A 15,002-nucleotide genomic window follows, 5' to 3' on the forward strand; every position below is an offset into this window, starting at 1 on the left:
CCTTTTCCGGACATTGACGAACGAAGCGACGAACGTCCAGGCGCGGTGCAACGATCGGCCAGCCTACCTCCCGCTGTACGCCGACCGGGTCACGGGGCGAGGTCGGAGCGCAGCGCCGAGAGCAGGAACACGACCGAGCGTTCGCGCTCCGACCATGCGGCCGTGTCGAGTTCGACGGACTGGAGGAGCGAGCACCGGACGGTGTATCCGTTCGCCCCGAGGGCGGCGCCGAGCGCCTCGGCCTCGTCCCGCGTCGAGGCATGGGTCACGATCCGCTCCGGCCGCCGATCGGTGACGGCGGTGACGACGGGGACCCCGCCGCCCCCGATCCGTACGATGTCGGGTTCCGGCAGCCGCTCCAGCGCGTGGGGGGCCCGGCCCTCGACGACCTGGAGCTGGACCCCGAAGTCCCGCGCCGCCGCCGCGGTACGGGCGCAGGCGGCCGGGTCGCTGTCGACGGCCAGGACCGCCGCGCCGAAGCGGGCGGCCTCCACGGCCAGGGCCCCGCTGCCGGAGCCGATGTCCCAGAGGAGGTCGCCGGTCCGGGGGCCCAGGCGGGCCAGTTGGGCGGCGCGCAGCCCCGGGGACTCGCCCTCGCCGCTCTCCCCGCCGGCGCCCCGGTAGGCCTCGGCGGGCAGTGCCCAGCCGCGTACGCCGTGGAGGTGGGCGGGGTGTTGGCCGGCGATCCAGGCTCCGGCGGCGCGGGGTTCGGGGCCGCCGCCGATGACGATGACGACGTTGGGGTCGCGCCAGACGTGGTCGGCGGCCTTGTCGGAGGTGACGACGGTGACCTGTTCGCGGGCGGTGCCGAGTTCCTCGCAGATGACGAAGGTGCGGTGGACGCCTTCGAGGAGCAGGGCGAGTTCGGCGGGGCCCGCGCCGGGCGAGGTGAGGACGGCGACCTTGTGGTGGGCGCGGCAGACGTTGACGGCGCGGCGCAGGGTACGTGGGTGGGCGACGACGGTTCGGGCGTCCTCCCACGGCATTCCCGCGCGGGCGAAGGCCGCGGCGACGGAGGACACGGCCGGGACGACCTCGACCTCCAGGCCGTGTTCGGGTGCGCGGAGGTTGCGGACGACTCCGAAGTAGCCGGGGTCTCCGTCGGCGAGGACCACGGCGCTGCCCCGGTGGCCGGCGATCCGGCGGGCGGCCAGGTCGATGGAGCCCAGGCGGATCCGTTCGGCGTTCGCCGGGACTTCGGGAAGTGCGAGGTGGTGGGCGGCTCCGGCGACGAGCGTGGCGGCCGAGAGGGCGGCCGTGGCCGCTCCGGTCAGTGGCGAGCCGTCCCAGCCGATCACGGTGACCCGATCGGCCATCTGTCGTCAGTCTCCTGGAGTTGTCGCAGGTGGGGATGGTGGTGCGGAAGGGGCAGGGTGAGAGTACCCGGTGCGTGGCCGCACGGGGCCGGGGCCCCTTTCGTGGGGTCAGTTCCAGTCGTTGTAGGCGCCGTAGCCGCCGGCGTCGGCGAGCTGCTCGGCGACGCCTTCGAGGTCCTCGGGCAGCAGGCCCCAGACGATCAGGTCGGTCCTGATGTCGGTCCAGCCGCCGTCCGTGCCGTTCTCCGTCCGGGTGCGCGCTATGCGGGCGTTGCGCAGGACGCCCTCGCTGATGCAGCCGAGCTTCTGGGCGACCTGCTGGGAGGAGGTGTTGTCGGCGGCGGTGCGCAGCTCGATGCGTTCGAAGCCCTGGTCGCGGAAGAGCCACTGGGCCACCGCCAGCATGGACTCGGTCGCGTATCCCTCGCCACGGGCCCAGGGGGCGGTGATGTAGGCGGCCTCGGTGGCGAGGGTGCGCCAGTCGGTGTTGCGCAGCCGGACCGAGCCGACGAGCCGCTGGGTGAGGAATTCGGTGACGGCGAGGACGATGCCGTCGCCGGTGGTGCGCTGGGCGGGGGCGATCCTGCGGACCCAGCGTTCGGCGTCGACCTGGGTGTAGGGGTGGGGGGCCTCGGTCCAGGCGATGACCAGCTCGTCGTTCATCATCTCGATGTACGCGGGGACGTCCGCCATGTCGAAGGGGCGCAGCACCAACCGGTCCGTGCTGATGGAGATGTCCGGAAAGGTGGATTTCATGCGCAGCTCCATGCCGAAGACCGTTAAAGGCACAGCATGCAGCATCGGCCCGTTGTCGTGCATGGGCGGGTCCGCACGGCGGAGCCCCGCGCCCCCTCGGTGGGGTGCGCGGGGCTCGTCGGGCAAATGCCGTACGGGTGTCAGGACTTGGCGGCGGTGCCGAAGGCCGGGATGACGGAACCCTGGTAGGTGTCGTCGATGAACTTCTTGACCTCGTCGGAGTGCAGGAGCTTCACGAGCTTCTGGACGCGGGGGTCCTTCTCGTTGCCCTTCTTCACGGCGATGATGTTGGCGTAAGGGTTGCCGTCGGCCTTTTCGAGCACCAGGGCGTCCTTGGCGGGCTTGAGGTCGGCCTCGATCGCGTAGTTGCCGTTGATGACGGCGGCGTCGACGTCGTCCAGGGCGCGGGGCACGGTGGCGGCCTCCAGCTCCTTGAACTCCAGGCCCTTCTTGTCGGTGATGTCGCTCAGCTTGGCGCTGGTGCCGACGCCGTCCTTGAGGGTGATGAGGCCGTTCTCGGCGAGGAGCTGGAGGGCGCGGCCCTCGTTGGTGGTGTCGTTGGGGACGGCGACGGTCTGGCCGGCCTTGATGTCCTTCAGATCCTTGACCTTCTTGGAGTAGAGGCCGAGGGGCTCCAGGTGGACGGTGCCGACGGAGACCAGGTGGGTGTTCTTCTTCTTGTTGAAGTCGTCGAGGTACGGCTGGTGCTGGAAGAAGTTGGCGTCGACCTGGCCGGTCTCGGTGGCGGTGTTCGGCAGGACGTAGTCCGTGAACTCCTTGACCTCCAGCTTGAGGCCCGCCTTCTCGGCGAGGTTCTTCTTGACGAAGTCCAGGATGTCGGCGTGCGGCGTCGGGGACGCGGCGACGACGAGCGCCTTGGAGGTGTCGGCCTTGGCACCGGTCTCGCCCTTGGCGCCCGGGTCGGACGAGGTGCCGCAGGCGGTGAGGCCGAAGGCGAGGGCGGCGGTGGCGGCGGCAGCCGCGGTGATCTTGATGTTCTTACGCACGAAAAGTGCCTCTTTCTGGTGGTGAGGGTGGTGCGCCCGGACAAGGAGTTCGGGCCTGTGAGCGGAGAGGAGGTCTCAGGAGGCGGTGCGGCCCCGGCGGGCCAGCAGCCGTACGGCTCCGTCGCCGATCAGCTGGATCACGGTCACGATGACGATCAGCAGCGCGACGGTGATGAGCATGAACCGGTTGTCGAAGCGCTGGAATCCGTAGGTGACGGCCTTGGAGCCGAGCCCTTCGCCGCCGACCGCGCCGGCCATCGCGGAGTAGCCGATGAGCACGATGACGGTGGTGGTGACGCCGGAGATGAGCGAGGGCAGCGCCTGCGGCAGCAGGACCTTGCGGACGATCGTCGGGATGGATCCGCCCATCGACTGGACGGCCTCGACGAGCCCGTGGTCGACCTCGCGGACGGCGGTCTCGACGAGCCGGGCGAAGAACGGGATGGCGCCGACGGAGAGCGGGACGATCATCGCGGACGGGCCGATGAAGGTGCCGACGACCCAGGTGGTGAAGGGGATCAGGGCGATCAGCAGGATGATGAACGGCAGCGAGCGGCCGATGTTCACGATCACGCCGATGACCTTGTTCACCACGGCGTTCTGGAGCAGTCCGCCCTTGTCGGTGAGGACCAGCAGGACGCCGAGCGGCAGTCCCACGAGCACGGTGACGACCGTGGACCAGAGCACCATGTAGAGGGTGTCGATGGTTCCCTGGGTCAACAGCGGCTGCATTTCCGACCAGGTCACTTCGCCACCTCCTTGGTGAGCGGGGCGGGGGTCTGCACGGGGACGACCGGGTCGTCGTCCGCCACGACCTCGGCCTGGAGGCCCTGCTCGCGCAGGAAGCCGATCGGAACGACGTTCTCCTCGAAGCGGCCGGGCAGCTCGATGCGCATCCGGCCGATCTGCTTGCCGCCGACGGTGTCCATCGCGGCGCCCAGGATCGAGATGTCGATGTTGTACGTACGGGAGAGCTGGGAGATCACCGGCCGGCCGGCCGCGTCTCCGTGGAAGGTGACGTCGACGACCGTGCACTCGGGGCCGGAGGCCGTGCCGCCGACGGGGAAGAGTTCGTGGGCCAGTTCGGAGCCGGGGGTGGCGAGCAGTTCGCCGACGGTGCCGGACTCGACGATGCGTCCCTTCTGCATCAGCGCGGCGGAGTCGCAGATCGTCTTGACGACGTCCATCTCGTGCGTGATGAGCAGGACGGTCAGGCCGAGCTGCTGGTTGAGGTCGCGCAGCAGCTGGAGGATGGAGCGGGTGGTCTCGGGGTCGAGGGCCGAGGTCGCCTCGTCGGAGAGCAGGACCTTCGGGTCCCCGGCGAGGGCACGGGCGATGCCGACGCGCTGCTTCTGGCCGCCGGAGAGCTGGCCGGGGTAGGCCCTGGCCTTGTCGGCGAGGCCGACCAGGTCGAGGAGTTCGAGGGCCTTGCGGGAGCGGTCCCGGCCGGAGACGCCGAGGATCTCCAGCGGGAGTTCGATGTTGTCCTGGACGGTGCGGGAGGCCAGCAGGTTGAAGTGCTGGAAGACCATGCCGATGCGGCTGCGCGCCTCGCGCAGTTCCTTGCCGGCCCGGCGGCCCCGTCCGGCGAGTGCGGTGAGGTCCTGGCCGGCCACGGTCACGGTGCCGGTGGTGGGGCGTTCCAGGAGGTTGACGCAGCGGATCAGGGAGGACTTGCCGGCGCCGCTCTGTCCGATGACGCCGTACACCTCGCCCTCGCGGACGTGCAGGTCGACGCCGTCCAGGGCGGTGACCTCACGGCCGCGCGACTGGTAGACCTTCGTGAGGCCCGAAGTGGTGATCACAGGGGTTTCCGTCACTGTCGAGTGCGCGGCGCGGTGTCCGCCGGGCACGGGGCATTCGTCTGATGAGACTGTCTGGACGTTTCGGTCGGACGTTCCAAGCGGGGTCTCGGCACGGCTCGGGGCGGCGGGTGGCCGGGCAGCGGTGCTGGGGCGCGCTCGTTCCGCTGGGTGCGGACGGCGGCGGGCTCGGTCTCGCTTCGGGGCGCGAGGCTCAGGCGTGGGCCCTCAGAAGGTGCGCATTCGACACATACAACGAGCACCGGGCGTCGTGATCGCCTCGGTCGCAAGGATGCGGTTGCTCGTCGTGGTCATGGAGCAAGTAAAACAGACGTAACGTTCCACCCGACCCGCTTGTCCGAATAGCGGACAGTCGTGGATGGTGCCGCGCACCGGTCCGGCCGGTCGCCGCGTTTTCCGCAACCACGGCTGTGACCTGCATCGATATGACGGAGAGGGCATCGGAGGCCGTGTCCGCGCCCCGCCCGGACCTGCCGTGGGCTGTGGCCAAGGCCACGGCCTTCGTCCTCGTCGCCCGTCCGGCCCGCGGTCCGGCGGGACGGGGGCGCACGCAGGGGGCCGGCGGGCCCGTAATACCCTCGACCCCATGCTTGACGCCCTGACGGTCGCGGTCGCCGTGGCCGCGCTCGCCCTCGCCGCCTGGTGCGGACTGGCCGCCTACCGGGACCAGCCCACCAAGGACTGGCACTTCATCGGGATGGCCGTGGTCTCGCTGCTGGCGCTGGCCCAGCTGGTGGTGGGCATCGTGCAGCTGTCCCGGGGCGAACGGCCCGAGCAGGGCATGACGATCTTCATCGCGTATCTGATCGGGTCCTTCCTCGCGGTGCCCGCGGCCGGATTCCTGTCGCTGACGGAGCGGACCCGGTGGGGTTCGGTGACGGTGGCGGCGGGCGCGGTCGTGCTGGCCGTCCTCGAAGTACGGCTCTACGACATCTGGGGAAACTGACCGTGACCGACACCGAACGCACTCCCGCGGCGGCCACCGGCGAGAAGCAGCCCTTCGACCTCGGCACGGGTCCCGGCCGGGTACTGGTCTGGTTCTACGGGGTGTTCACCGTCGCCGCCGCCTCCCGCTCGATCGTCCAGATGATCCTGGACTTCGGCAGGGCGCCGCTCGCCTATGTGCTGTCGGCCGTCGCCGCGCTGGTGTACGGGTTCATCACGTACTCGCTGGTGCGCGGGGGCGAGACGGCGCGCAGGACCGCGCTGGTGTGCTGCGCCGCCGAGCTGCTGGGAGTGCTGGTCGTCGGGACCTGGACGATGGCGGAGCCCTCGGCGTTCGCGGACGCCACCGTCTGGTCCGACTTCGGCATGGGATACCTGTTCATCCCGGTGATCCTGCCGATCACCGGGATGATGTGGCTGCGCCGGGCGCGGAAGGCGTAGCCTCCCGGACGGCCCCGGCCACCACTCAGGCGCTGGCCACGTACGCGGGCTTGGTGGCGTCCTTCTCCAGCAGGATCATCAGGACGCCGTCCCGGCCGGTCTCGTTGCCCACGGGGGCGTAGCCCGCCCGCCGGTAGAGCCGCAGATTGTTCTCGCTGCGATGGCCGGTGTGCAGCCGGAACCGGGTGGCCGACCGCTCGTCGGCGAGCCCCGCCTCCGCCGCCCGCAGCAGCCGGGCGCCGAGTCCGTGGCCCTGGAGGCGGGGATGGACGCAGAGCCTGCCGATCTCCCCCGCGCCGTCCGGTCCGACCGTTCCCCGGACCGAGCCGACGACCTCGTCACCCAGCCGCGCCACGAACACCAGATTGGTGGCGATCTCGGCGTGCAGGGAGTCGAGGGTCTGGACGAGCGGGTCGATCCGGTAGTTCCCGTACAGCTCCGCCTCGCTCTGGAAACAGAGGTACTGGAGCTTCAAGATCTGTTCGGCATCCTGTGCCGTCGCTGCCGAGATGATCACGCTCATGCCCATCTGCGCATGCCTCCGCCCACCTGATCCACCGGTTGTCTAACGCTCCTTTCCCCGCAGTTCAGGAGCAGCAACCTCCGCCGCGAGCATTCTGCGCAGACATCCAAGGCAACGGGAACGGATCGGACCCAAACTCCCCTGTGACATACCCAACTTCCCTGCGATTTCCCGGTAGGTGGGATCGCTGGGCGCGAGCAGCGCCGCCATCAGCCGGGCGCACCTGCCGGGCAGCCGGTCCACCGCCGCGCGCAGCGCCCTGCGTTCATCGGCGCCGACGGCGAGCCGCTCGGGGCAGCCGGCCGGATCGGCGGCGGTCTCGTCGCGGTAGGGACGTTCGTGCCGGGCGGTACGACGGGCCCTGCGGGCCTCTCCCCGTACGGCGTTCCGCACCCAGCGGGCCGGGTCCACCGGCGGCCCCTCCCCCGCGAGCCGCTCCAGCAGCCGCAGCCAGACGGCCTGTTCGAGGTCGGCCGGTTCGATCGCCGCACCGGTCACCGAGGCGGTCGCCTCGGCCATGGCCTCGGCGCTCACCAGCGGATACAGGGCGCGGACGACGGAGGCGGGAGCGGGGGCGGGTCCTGCGGGGGCATGATCGAGAAGGGTCATGCACGGGCCGACGCGCCCGCGCGTGCGGCCGGTTGCCGTACCGGGCGAGCACCACCCGACCGGGGCACGCCCCGGCCGGGTGCTGACGCCTGGCGTCACTTGGCGGTGAAGTCCGCCGCGGCGAGCAGGGCCGTGTCCGGGTTGTCGGAGAAGACGCCGTCGATGCCGGTCGCGAAGTACGCCTGGAACGCGCCGAACGCGTCGCCGTAGGCGTTGGGGTCGGTGCCGCGCCGGAAGTCGGCGGGCAGGAAGGTGTTCTCGTTGCGCATGGTGTAGGGGTGCAGGACCAGGCCCTGCGCGTGCGCGTCCCGCACCAGGGTGGTCGGTGCGGTGAGCCGTCCCGAGGCGTCCTTGGGGATGACCAGGTCCAGGGTGGGGCCGATGCCCTGGGCGAAGGAGGCCATCCACTTCAGCCCCGCGGGCTTCACCAGGTCCGCCACGGTGCGCGGGTCACCGGACGTCACGAAGTCCCAGGGGCGCTCGCCCGCGGCGGAGAGCAGCACGACGCGCGGGGTCTCGACCAGCCGGGCCAGCCGCTGGATGCTGCCGGGCTCGAAGGACTGGAGGATCAGCGGCGACTGCTCGCGGTGCCGGTTGTAGCGGCGCAGCAGCTTGGCGAGCGGCTCTTCGAGGCCGAGGCCGAGACCGCGGAAGTAGGTGGGGTGCTTGGTCTCGACGTACAGCCAGACGGGCTTTCCGCGCCGGCGGCCCTCGCGGTCGGCCCAGCGCAGCACCTCCTCGAAGGTGGGGATCTCCCAGCGGCCGTCGTAGAGCGTGTTCTTCTGGCGGGTGCCGGGGATGCGCTCCTTGGCCCGCAGCGTCTTCAGTTCGGCGAGGGTGAAGTCCTCGGTGAACCAGCCGGTGAGGGAGACCCCGTCGACCTTCTTCGTGGTCCTGCGGCTCGCGAACTCGGGGTGGTCGGCGACATCGGTGGTGGCGGTGATGTCGTTCTCGTGACGGCATACGAGATGGCCGTCCCTGGTCGGCACCAGGTCCTGCTCGATGATGTGCGCGCCCATGTCGAGGGCCAGCTGGTAGGAGCCGAGGGTGTGCTCGGGCCGGTACCCGCTGGTGCCGCGGTGTCCGATGACGGTGGGCACCGGCAGGTCGAGGCGGAAGCCGTGACCGCCGGGCCGCCGGGAGGCGCTCGCCGCGGTGTCGGCGGCGGCCGGGCCGCCTGCCAGTCCGAGGGCGGCGGTGCCCAGTACGGTGGCTCCCGCCCCCAGCATGGTCCGGCGGCCGGGACCGGCCTGCGCGCTCTCAGTCATGAATGCTCCTCACGTGTGATGTCTGGCACCTGTCGGGCGAGGCCCGAGCGTAGGCAGCGGTACCGTCGTGGGGGCAGCTCCTGGGCGAACATGGCGCAAACTCATGTCAACACCGCGTATCCGGTCCGTGAACCCGATGTGCGGGCGGCGAGTACCCGCGAGTATCGTCCTCACGTGCATGGACCGTCACGATCCCGCGCCTCGGCCGTCCCGGCCACTACACCGGAGGAACCGTTGTCCCGACACGCACTCATCAAGGCAGTGCTCGGACCGATCTTGCGCCTGATGTTCCGCCCCCAGGTGGAAGGCGTGGAGAACATCCCCGGGGACGGTCCGGTGATCCTCGCGGGCAACCATCTGACGTTCATCGACTCGATGATCATGCCGATCTGCTGCGACCGGCCGGTGTACTACATCGGCAAGGACGAGTACGTGACGGGCAAGGGGATCAAGGGCCGGGCCATGGCCTGGTTCTTCACCGGCTGCGGCATGATCCCGGTGGACCGGGACGGCGGCCGCGGCGGTGTCGCGGCGCTGATGACGGGCCGTCGGGTACTGGAGGAGGGCAAGGCGTTCGCCATCTACCCGGAGGGCACCCGCTCCCCCGACGGCCGGCTGTACCGGGGCCGTACGGGCATCGCCCGGCTGACGCTGATGACCGGTGCGCCGGTGGTGCCGTTCGCGATGATCGGCACGGACAAGCTGCAGCCCGGCGGGTCGGGTCTGCCGCGCCCCGGCAAGGTGACGGTCCGCTTCGGCGAGCCGATGGAGTTCTCCCGTTACGAGGGCATGGACCGCGACCGCTATGTGCTGCGGGCGGTGACCGACTCCGTGATGGCCGAGGTGATGCGGCTGTCGGGTCAGGAGTACGTCGACATGTACGCCACGAAGGCCAAGGCCGCGTGAGCCGGGGCGCGACGCGCTGACAGCAGGACATATGGAAGGGCCCGTACCCCGGTTCTCGGTGCTACGGGCCCTTTCGCGCGTCCGGGTGACCGGGGCGGCTACTGGTGCACGATGCCGTCCTCCAGCTTCTGACCGCGCAGCAGGAACCAGGCGGCGACGGCCGTCGCCAGCAGGACCGCCGCGCCGACCCCCGCGGCGAGCCGCAGCCCTTCGACGAAGGAGTCCTGCGCTGCGGCGACCAGGGCCTGTCCCTGCTGGGACGGCAGACCGTGGGCCGCCTCGACGGCGCCGCCCAGCGATTCATGGGCCGCGGCGGCGGGGGCCGACGGGACGCCGTGGGGCGTGTCGAACGTCTGGTAGACGCCGGTGACGATGGAGCCGAGCAGGGCGATGCCGAGGGCCGCGCCGAGTTCGTACGCCGTCTCGGAGACCGCGCCGGCGGAGCCCGCCTGCTCCTTCGGGACGCTGGAGAGGATCACGTCGGAGGTGACGGTGAAGGCGAAGCCCGCGCCCACGCCGACGATCAGCAGCACCGCCCCGATCAGCGGGTAGGCGGTCTCCCGGTGGATCAGGGTGACGGCGGCGAGCGCCAGCCCGATCGCCCCGAGGCCGCCGGTCACCACCGAGCGCACCGAGAAGCGGCGGGCCGCCCGCCCGGCGATCAGACCGGCGACGACGGCTCCGACGGCCGCGGGCAGCTCGGCGAGACCGGCCTCCAGCGGTCCGCGCCCCTGCACCAGTTGGAGGAACTGGGAGAGGAAGAAGACCAGTCCGGACAGGCCGAGAATGGTCAGCAGGTCGGCGAGGACCGCGCCCGAGAAGCCCCGGTGGTGGAAGAGCCGCATGTCCAGCAGGGGCGCGGGAAGCGTGAGCTGTCTGCGGACGAACCAGCAGAGCGCGGCCACACCGCCGATACCGGCCAGGACCGTCCCCCAGCTCGCGCCGTGCGCCGCCAGCTCCTTGATGGCGTACACGACGCCGATCATGCCGATGAAGGAGAGCCCGACGCTGACCAGGTCCCAGGGGCCCGGGGCCGGGTTCCTGGACTCGGGGATCATCCGGGCGCCGACGACCACGAGGACCGCCATGACCGGCAGGTTGATCAGGAAGACCGAGCCCCACCAGAAGTGCTCCAGCAGGAGCCCGCCGACCACGGGGCCGACGGCCGCGCCCGCGGAGGCCATCGCTCCCCAGATCCCGATGGCGAAGCTGCGCTCGCGCGGGTCGTGGAAGAGGTTGCGGATCAGGGCGAGCGTGGACGGCATGAGGGTGGCGCCCGCGACACCGAGCAGCGCCCGCGCCAGGATCATCATCTCGGGGGTGTGCGCGTAGGCGTTGAGCACCGAGACCGCGCCGAACGCCGTCGCGCCGCAGAGCAGCAGCTTCTTGCGGCCGATGCGGTCGCCGAGGCTGCCCATCGAGACCAGGAGTCCGGCGATGACGAAGGAGTAGACGTCGCCGATCCACAGGAGCTGGGTACCGGTCGGTTCGAGGTCCTCGGTGAGGAAGGGGGTCGCCAGGCCGAGGACGGTGGCGTCGATCGCCACGAGCAGCACGGCGAGGACGAGCACGGCCAGGGCGATCCACCGCCCGGGACGGTGCGTCTCGTCCGAGGTTTCCACGCGCTGTTCGATACGGCTCATTGCTCCACGCTCCGGCGTGCACCGCCGAGCAGCAACTCGACGATCATGTAGGGGAAGTCCTGGCTTGCGACCCGGCCGTCCTGAACGGCCCAGGCGCCGGACGAGATCAGCCCGTAGAGGGCCTCGGTCAGCCAGGCGGGGGTGAGGTCGATCCGGAATTCGCCGCGCTCCTGGCCGCGCCTGAAGAAGGCCGAGACCCGGGCGTCGAGACGGTTCCAGCCCTCGTTCACCTCTTCGCCCTCGAAGAGCTGGTTCTCGGTGACGAGGAAGGCGAGCAGTCCGGCGCTGGGTTCGACGGCCACGACGAGGCGGCGCAGTGCGTCCGGCGCGGCGCCCTCGTCGAGCGCGGCGGTGTCCAGAGCGGCTTCGAACTCCTGGATGCCCAGGTTCTCCAACGCTCTGACCAGGGCGTCCCGTCCGGCGAAGTGCCGGTGAAGGGTGGCGCGTCCGATGCCTGCGGCTTTGGCGACCTCGTCCATGGTGGCGGTCGATTTGCGGGTCAGCAGAGCGGCGGCGCTCCGCAGTACCTGCTCACGGTCGAGACTCATGAGACAACCATAGACCATATGAGACACCAACGTCTCATCAGGAACCGTGTCCTCCCCTCGTGGGAGGGAGGACCATGGCGCCATGAAGCCGCTGCTGCTGATCGATATCGACGGTCCGCTCAATCCCTACGCGGCCCTGGCGCACCTGCGGCCACCGGAGGGATACGCGAAGCATCTGATGCGGCCGACGGGGTGGGACTACGGCCCGCCGCTGCCCGTCCTGCTCAACCCGGAGCACGGCGGGGCGCTGCGCGCGCTGGCCGGCCGGTACGAGCTGGTCTGGGCGACGACCTGGAAGGACGAGGCGAACATCTGGATCGGACCACGCCTCGGGCTGCCCCCGCTGCCGTACATCGACTGGCCCGCGATGCACGGCGGCGCCCCGGACGGCACGTACTGGAAGACGCAGTACGTCGTGGAGTACGCGGCCGGCCGCCCGTTCGCCTGGGTCGACGACGAGATCGGCGCACCGGACCGGGAGTGGGCCCTTCGCCGGGGCGCCACCGAGGCGCTGCTCCGGTGGATCGACCCCGGCATCGGGCTGCTGCCGTCCGATTTCGCGGCGCTCGCGGCCTGGGCGGACGGCGCGTCGCGCTGATGGCCGGCCCCGGGGGCGCGCTCCCCGGTCAGCTCCAGCGCAGCCCGGCGCGGTGCCGCCAGTACGAATCGGGCTCCTCCACCAGCGCGTCGAGCCGGGCGAGCCGCTCCTCGTCGAAGTCGACGAGGGGCGCGTGCAGGTTCCCGGCGAGCTGGCCGACGGTCGCCGCACCGGAGAGCACCACCCCGGCCCAGGGCTGGTGCAGCACGAAGGCCAGGGCCACCGCGTCGCCGCCGAGGCCTGCGTCGGCGGCGATCTCCTGGACCACGGCGGGGGCTTCCGTACCGGCGAGCCGCCCGTTGGCCATGGCCTCCTTGACGATCACGGTGAGTCCTGCGGCACGGGCCTCGGCGAGCGCCGCCCCGGCGGAGGTCTCCAGGGCGTTGTAGGTGGCCTGGACCGTACGGAAGAGCGGCTCGCCGTCCACGGTGACGGCGAGGGCGGCCCGGATCGCGTCGGCCTGGGCGGGTCCGCTGGTCGAGAGGCCGACGCTGACGCCCTCCGCGGCGAGCTCGGCCAGCCGTGCGTGCAGCTCCTTGTCCGTGAGGGCCGGGCTGTCGGCGGTGACCGAGTGGATCTGGTAGAGATCGAGGCGGTCGCCGAGCAGCGCGTCGGTCTCGGCCCGCTGGCGCAGGAAGGTGGCGAGGCCGTGGTCCTTGACCTCGTGCGCCTCGGCCTCGATGCTCCAGTCGGCGGTGTAGGTGTAGCCCCATTTGCTGCCGACGACGACGTCGTCGGCCTCCGGGTGCGCGGTCAACCAGTCGGCCAGGAACTCCTCCGAACGGCCGTAGGAGCGGGCCGCGTCGACGTAGCGGACGCCCTGCGCGTAGGCGGCGTCGAGCAGCTCGTGGGTGCGTGCGCGCATCGCCTCGACGCTGCGGTCGGCGGGCAGATCGCGGTCGCGGTGGAGGTTGATGTAGCCGGGCCTGCCGACCGCCGCCAGGCCGAGCCCGATGTGGGCGGTCGGTGCGGTCGCTGCGGCCAGCCTGGCGAAAGGCATCGTCGGACTCCTCGTCGATCGGGGTCTGCTCCCCCGTCAACGTAACCCAGCTCGTGGAAACCGGAAGGCGGGGAGCCTACGGCCGCTCCCCGCCCCGGTGCCGCCCTCGCGGCGGTCAGTTCTTCGCGGTGGCCCAGGTCTGCTGGACGGCGAGGTCGGCCTTGACCTCGGCGAGCTGGACGGCCACGGCCGACGGGGCCGTACCGCCGCGGCCGTTGCGGGACGCGAGCGCGCCGGGCACGTCGAGGACGGTGCGGACCTCGGGGGTGAGGTGCTCGGAGATCTTGGCGAACTGCTCGTCGGTCAGCTCGTCGAGCTCGATGCCGTGCCGCTCGCACTCCTTGACGCACTCACCGGCGACCTCGTGGGCGACGCGGAACGGCACGCCCTGCTTGACCAGCCATTCGGCGATGTCGGTGGCGAGCGAGAACCCGGCCGGGGCCAGCTCCTCCATGCGCGCGCGGTTGACGGTGAGGGTGGCCATCATTCCGGTGAAGGCGGGCAGCAGGACCTCCAGCTGGTCGCAGGAGTCGAAGACCGGCTCCTTGTCCTCCTGGAGGTCGCGGTTGTACGCGAGCGGGAGGGCCTTCAGCGTGGCCATCAGGCCGGTCAGGTTGCCGATCAGCCGGCCGGACTTGCCCCGGGCCAGCTCGGCGATGTCCGGGTTCTTCTTCTGCGGCATGATCGAGGAGCCGGTGGAGAAGGCGTCGTGCAGGGTGACGAAGGAGAACTCCTTCGTGTTCCAGATGATGATCTCCTCGGCGATGCGGGAAAGGTTCACGCCGATCATCGCGGTGATGAAGGCGAACTCGGCGACGAAGTCGCGGGAGGCCGTTCCGTCGATGGAGTTGGCGACCGACCCGTGCTCGAAGCCGAGGTCGGCGGCGACGGCCTCCGGGTCGAGGCCGAGGGACGACCCGGCCAGGGCGCCGGAGCCGTACGGGGAGACGGCGGTCCGCTCGTCCCACTGGCGCAGCCGCTCGGCGTCCCGGGACAGGGACTGCGCATGGGCCAGGACGTGGTGGGCGAAGAGCACCGGCTGGGCGTGCTGGAGGTGCGTGCGGCCGGGCATCGCGACGTCCGGGTGCGCCTCGGCGAGGCCGACCAGTGCGCCCTGGAGGTCGGCGATCAGACCGCCGATGATCCGGGCGTGGTCGCGCAGGTACATCCGGAAGAGCGTGGCGATCTGGTCGTTGCGGGACCGGCCGGCCCGCAGCTTGCCGCCGAGGTCGGGGCCGAGGCGCTCCAGCAGCCCGCGCTCCAGCGCGGTGTGGACGTCCTCGTCGGCGATGGTGCCGGTGAAGGAGCCGTCGGCGACATCGGCTTCGAGCTGGTCGAGACCGGCGACCATGCGGCTCAGCTCGTCCTCGGTGAGCAGGCCCGCCTTGTTCAGGACACGCGCGTGGGCGCGGGAACCGGCGATGTCGTACGGGGCGAGCCGCCAGTCGAAGTGGACGGAGGCGGACAGCTTGGCCAGTGCCTCGGCCGGACCGTCGGCGAAGCGGGCGCCCCAGAGGCGTACGTCGCTGTTGCCGTTGCCGTTGCTCACTGCGTGCTCCTCGGAAGAACAGGATGGTGGGTGTGCGACCGCCTCCCCGCGTGGTGGGCCGGGGAGGCGG

16 protein-coding genes are annotated in these 15,002 nt (G+C 71.1%); 4 read left to right on the forward strand and 12 right to left on the reverse strand.

Annotation, left to right across the window (positions count from 1 at the left end):
* Positions 1 to 89: 89 nt before the first annotated feature.
* The 5 genes from cbiE to GA0115234_RS13140 form a co-directional block, all read right to left on the reverse strand.
* Entirely contained in the window at positions 90 to 1,316 is a 1,227-nt protein-coding gene (cbiE, locus tag GA0115234_RS13120) for a precorrin-6y C5,15-methyltransferase (decarboxylating) subunit CbiE (protein ID WP_093541105.1), read from the reverse strand.
* 108 nt (positions 1,317 to 1,424) lie between these two features.
* On the reverse strand, positions 1,425 to 2,072 hold the full coding sequence (locus GA0115234_RS13125) for a GNAT family N-acetyltransferase (protein ID WP_093541107.1): 648 nt from the start codon (positions 2,070 to 2,072) through the stop codon (positions 1,425 to 1,427).
* Positions 2,073 to 2,212: 140 nt separating this feature from the next.
* Complete coding sequence (locus tag GA0115234_RS13130) at positions 2,213 to 3,079, reverse strand: MetQ/NlpA family ABC transporter substrate-binding protein (RefSeq protein ID WP_093541109.1); 867 nt, start codon at positions 3,077 to 3,079, stop codon at positions 2,213 to 2,215.
* A gap of 75 nt (positions 3,080 to 3,154) precedes the next feature.
* Positions 3,155 to 3,826 (reverse strand): methionine ABC transporter permease, encoded by a 672-nt coding sequence (locus GA0115234_RS13135; protein WP_093541111.1) that lies wholly within the window; start codon positions 3,824 to 3,826, stop codon positions 3,155 to 3,157.
* Positions 3,823 to 4,884: a methionine ABC transporter ATP-binding protein gene (locus GA0115234_RS13140; protein WP_161275594.1), complete on the reverse strand. Its 1,062-nt coding sequence runs from the start codon at positions 4,882 to 4,884 to the stop codon at positions 3,823 to 3,825. Before GA0115234_RS13140 ends, GA0115234_RS13135 begins: the two co-directional genes overlap by 4 nt.
* 604 nt (positions 4,885 to 5,488) lie before the next feature.
* On the opposite strand from GA0115234_RS13140, the gene GA0115234_RS13145 reads away from it, so the two are divergent.
* Positions 5,489 to 5,848 (forward strand): hypothetical protein, encoded by a 360-nt coding sequence (locus GA0115234_RS13145; RefSeq protein ID WP_093541115.1) that lies wholly within the window; start codon positions 5,489 to 5,491, stop codon positions 5,846 to 5,848.
* Between the two features lie 2 nt (positions 5,849 to 5,850).
* Positions 5,851 to 6,288, forward strand: a complete 438-nt coding sequence (locus GA0115234_RS13150; protein ID WP_093541117.1) for a hypothetical protein — start codon at positions 5,851 to 5,853, stop codon at positions 6,286 to 6,288.
* Positions 6,289 to 6,313: 25 nt separating this feature from the next.
* Here the strand turns inward: GA0115234_RS13150 and GA0115234_RS13155 are convergent, their stop codons facing one another.
* The 3 genes from GA0115234_RS13155 to GA0115234_RS13165 all read right to left on the reverse strand — a co-directional run bounded on the left by GA0115234_RS13155 (position 6,314) and on the right by GA0115234_RS13165 (position 8,688).
* On the reverse strand, positions 6,314 to 6,817 hold the full coding sequence (locus tag GA0115234_RS13155; protein ID WP_093541119.1) for a GNAT family N-acetyltransferase: 504 nt from the start codon (positions 6,815 to 6,817) through the stop codon (positions 6,314 to 6,316).
* Between the two features lie 36 nt (positions 6,818 to 6,853).
* Complete coding sequence (locus tag GA0115234_RS13160) at positions 6,854 to 7,420, reverse strand: sigma-70 family RNA polymerase sigma factor (protein WP_093541121.1); 567 nt, start codon at positions 7,418 to 7,420, stop codon at positions 6,854 to 6,856.
* Positions 7,421 to 7,515: 95 nt separating this feature from the next.
* Positions 7,516 to 8,688 (reverse strand): glycerophosphodiester phosphodiesterase, encoded by a 1,173-nt coding sequence (locus tag GA0115234_RS13165; RefSeq protein ID WP_093541123.1) that lies wholly within the window; start codon positions 8,686 to 8,688, stop codon positions 7,516 to 7,518.
* 234 nt (positions 8,689 to 8,922) lie between these two features.
* Between GA0115234_RS13165 and GA0115234_RS13170 the strand changes: the two genes are divergently transcribed.
* A complete protein-coding gene (locus GA0115234_RS13170) occupies positions 8,923 to 9,594 on the forward strand; it encodes a lysophospholipid acyltransferase family protein (protein WP_093541125.1) in 672 nt (223 codons plus the stop codon).
* 98 nt (positions 9,595 to 9,692) lie between these two features.
* Here GA0115234_RS13170 and GA0115234_RS13175 read toward each other — a convergent pair whose 3' ends face one another.
* Together GA0115234_RS13175 and GA0115234_RS13180 are read right to left on the reverse strand one after the other, a co-directional pair.
* Positions 9,693 to 11,237 carry an MFS transporter gene (locus tag GA0115234_RS13175; protein ID WP_093541127.1) on the reverse strand — a complete coding sequence of 515 codons (1,545 nt, stop codon included), beginning with the start codon at positions 11,235 to 11,237 and terminating at the stop codon, positions 9,693 to 9,695.
* On the reverse strand, positions 11,234 to 11,785 hold the full coding sequence (locus GA0115234_RS13180; RefSeq protein WP_093541129.1) for a TetR/AcrR family transcriptional regulator: 552 nt from the start codon (positions 11,783 to 11,785) through the stop codon (positions 11,234 to 11,236). The genes GA0115234_RS13175 and GA0115234_RS13180 overlap by 4 nt, the downstream gene beginning before the upstream one ends.
* Positions 11,786 to 11,867: 82 nt before the next feature.
* Between GA0115234_RS13180 and GA0115234_RS13185 the strand changes: the two genes are divergently transcribed.
* Positions 11,868 to 12,383, forward strand: a complete 516-nt coding sequence (locus tag GA0115234_RS13185; protein WP_093541131.1) for a hypothetical protein — start codon at positions 11,868 to 11,870, stop codon at positions 12,381 to 12,383.
* A gap of 28 nt (positions 12,384 to 12,411) precedes the next feature.
* Here GA0115234_RS13185 and GA0115234_RS13190 read toward each other — a convergent pair whose 3' ends face one another.
* Both GA0115234_RS13190 and argH read right to left on the reverse strand, forming a co-directional pair.
* The gene (locus GA0115234_RS13190; RefSeq protein WP_093541133.1) at positions 12,412 to 13,383 is read right to left on the reverse strand and encodes an aldo/keto reductase; all 972 of its coding nucleotides are present in this window, start codon (positions 13,381 to 13,383) and stop codon (positions 12,412 to 12,414) included.
* Positions 13,384 to 13,498: 115 nt separating this feature from the next.
* The gene (gene argH / locus GA0115234_RS13195; protein ID WP_093541135.1) at positions 13,499 to 14,932 is read right to left on the reverse strand and encodes an argininosuccinate lyase; all 1,434 of its coding nucleotides are present in this window, start codon (positions 14,930 to 14,932) and stop codon (positions 13,499 to 13,501) included.
* Positions 14,933 to 15,002: the final 70 nt, after the last annotated feature.

Source organism: Streptomyces sp. DvalAA-43, from assembly GCF_900091725.1.
GTDB lineage: Bacteria > Actinomycetota > Actinomycetes > Streptomycetales > Streptomycetaceae > Streptomyces > Streptomyces pulveraceus.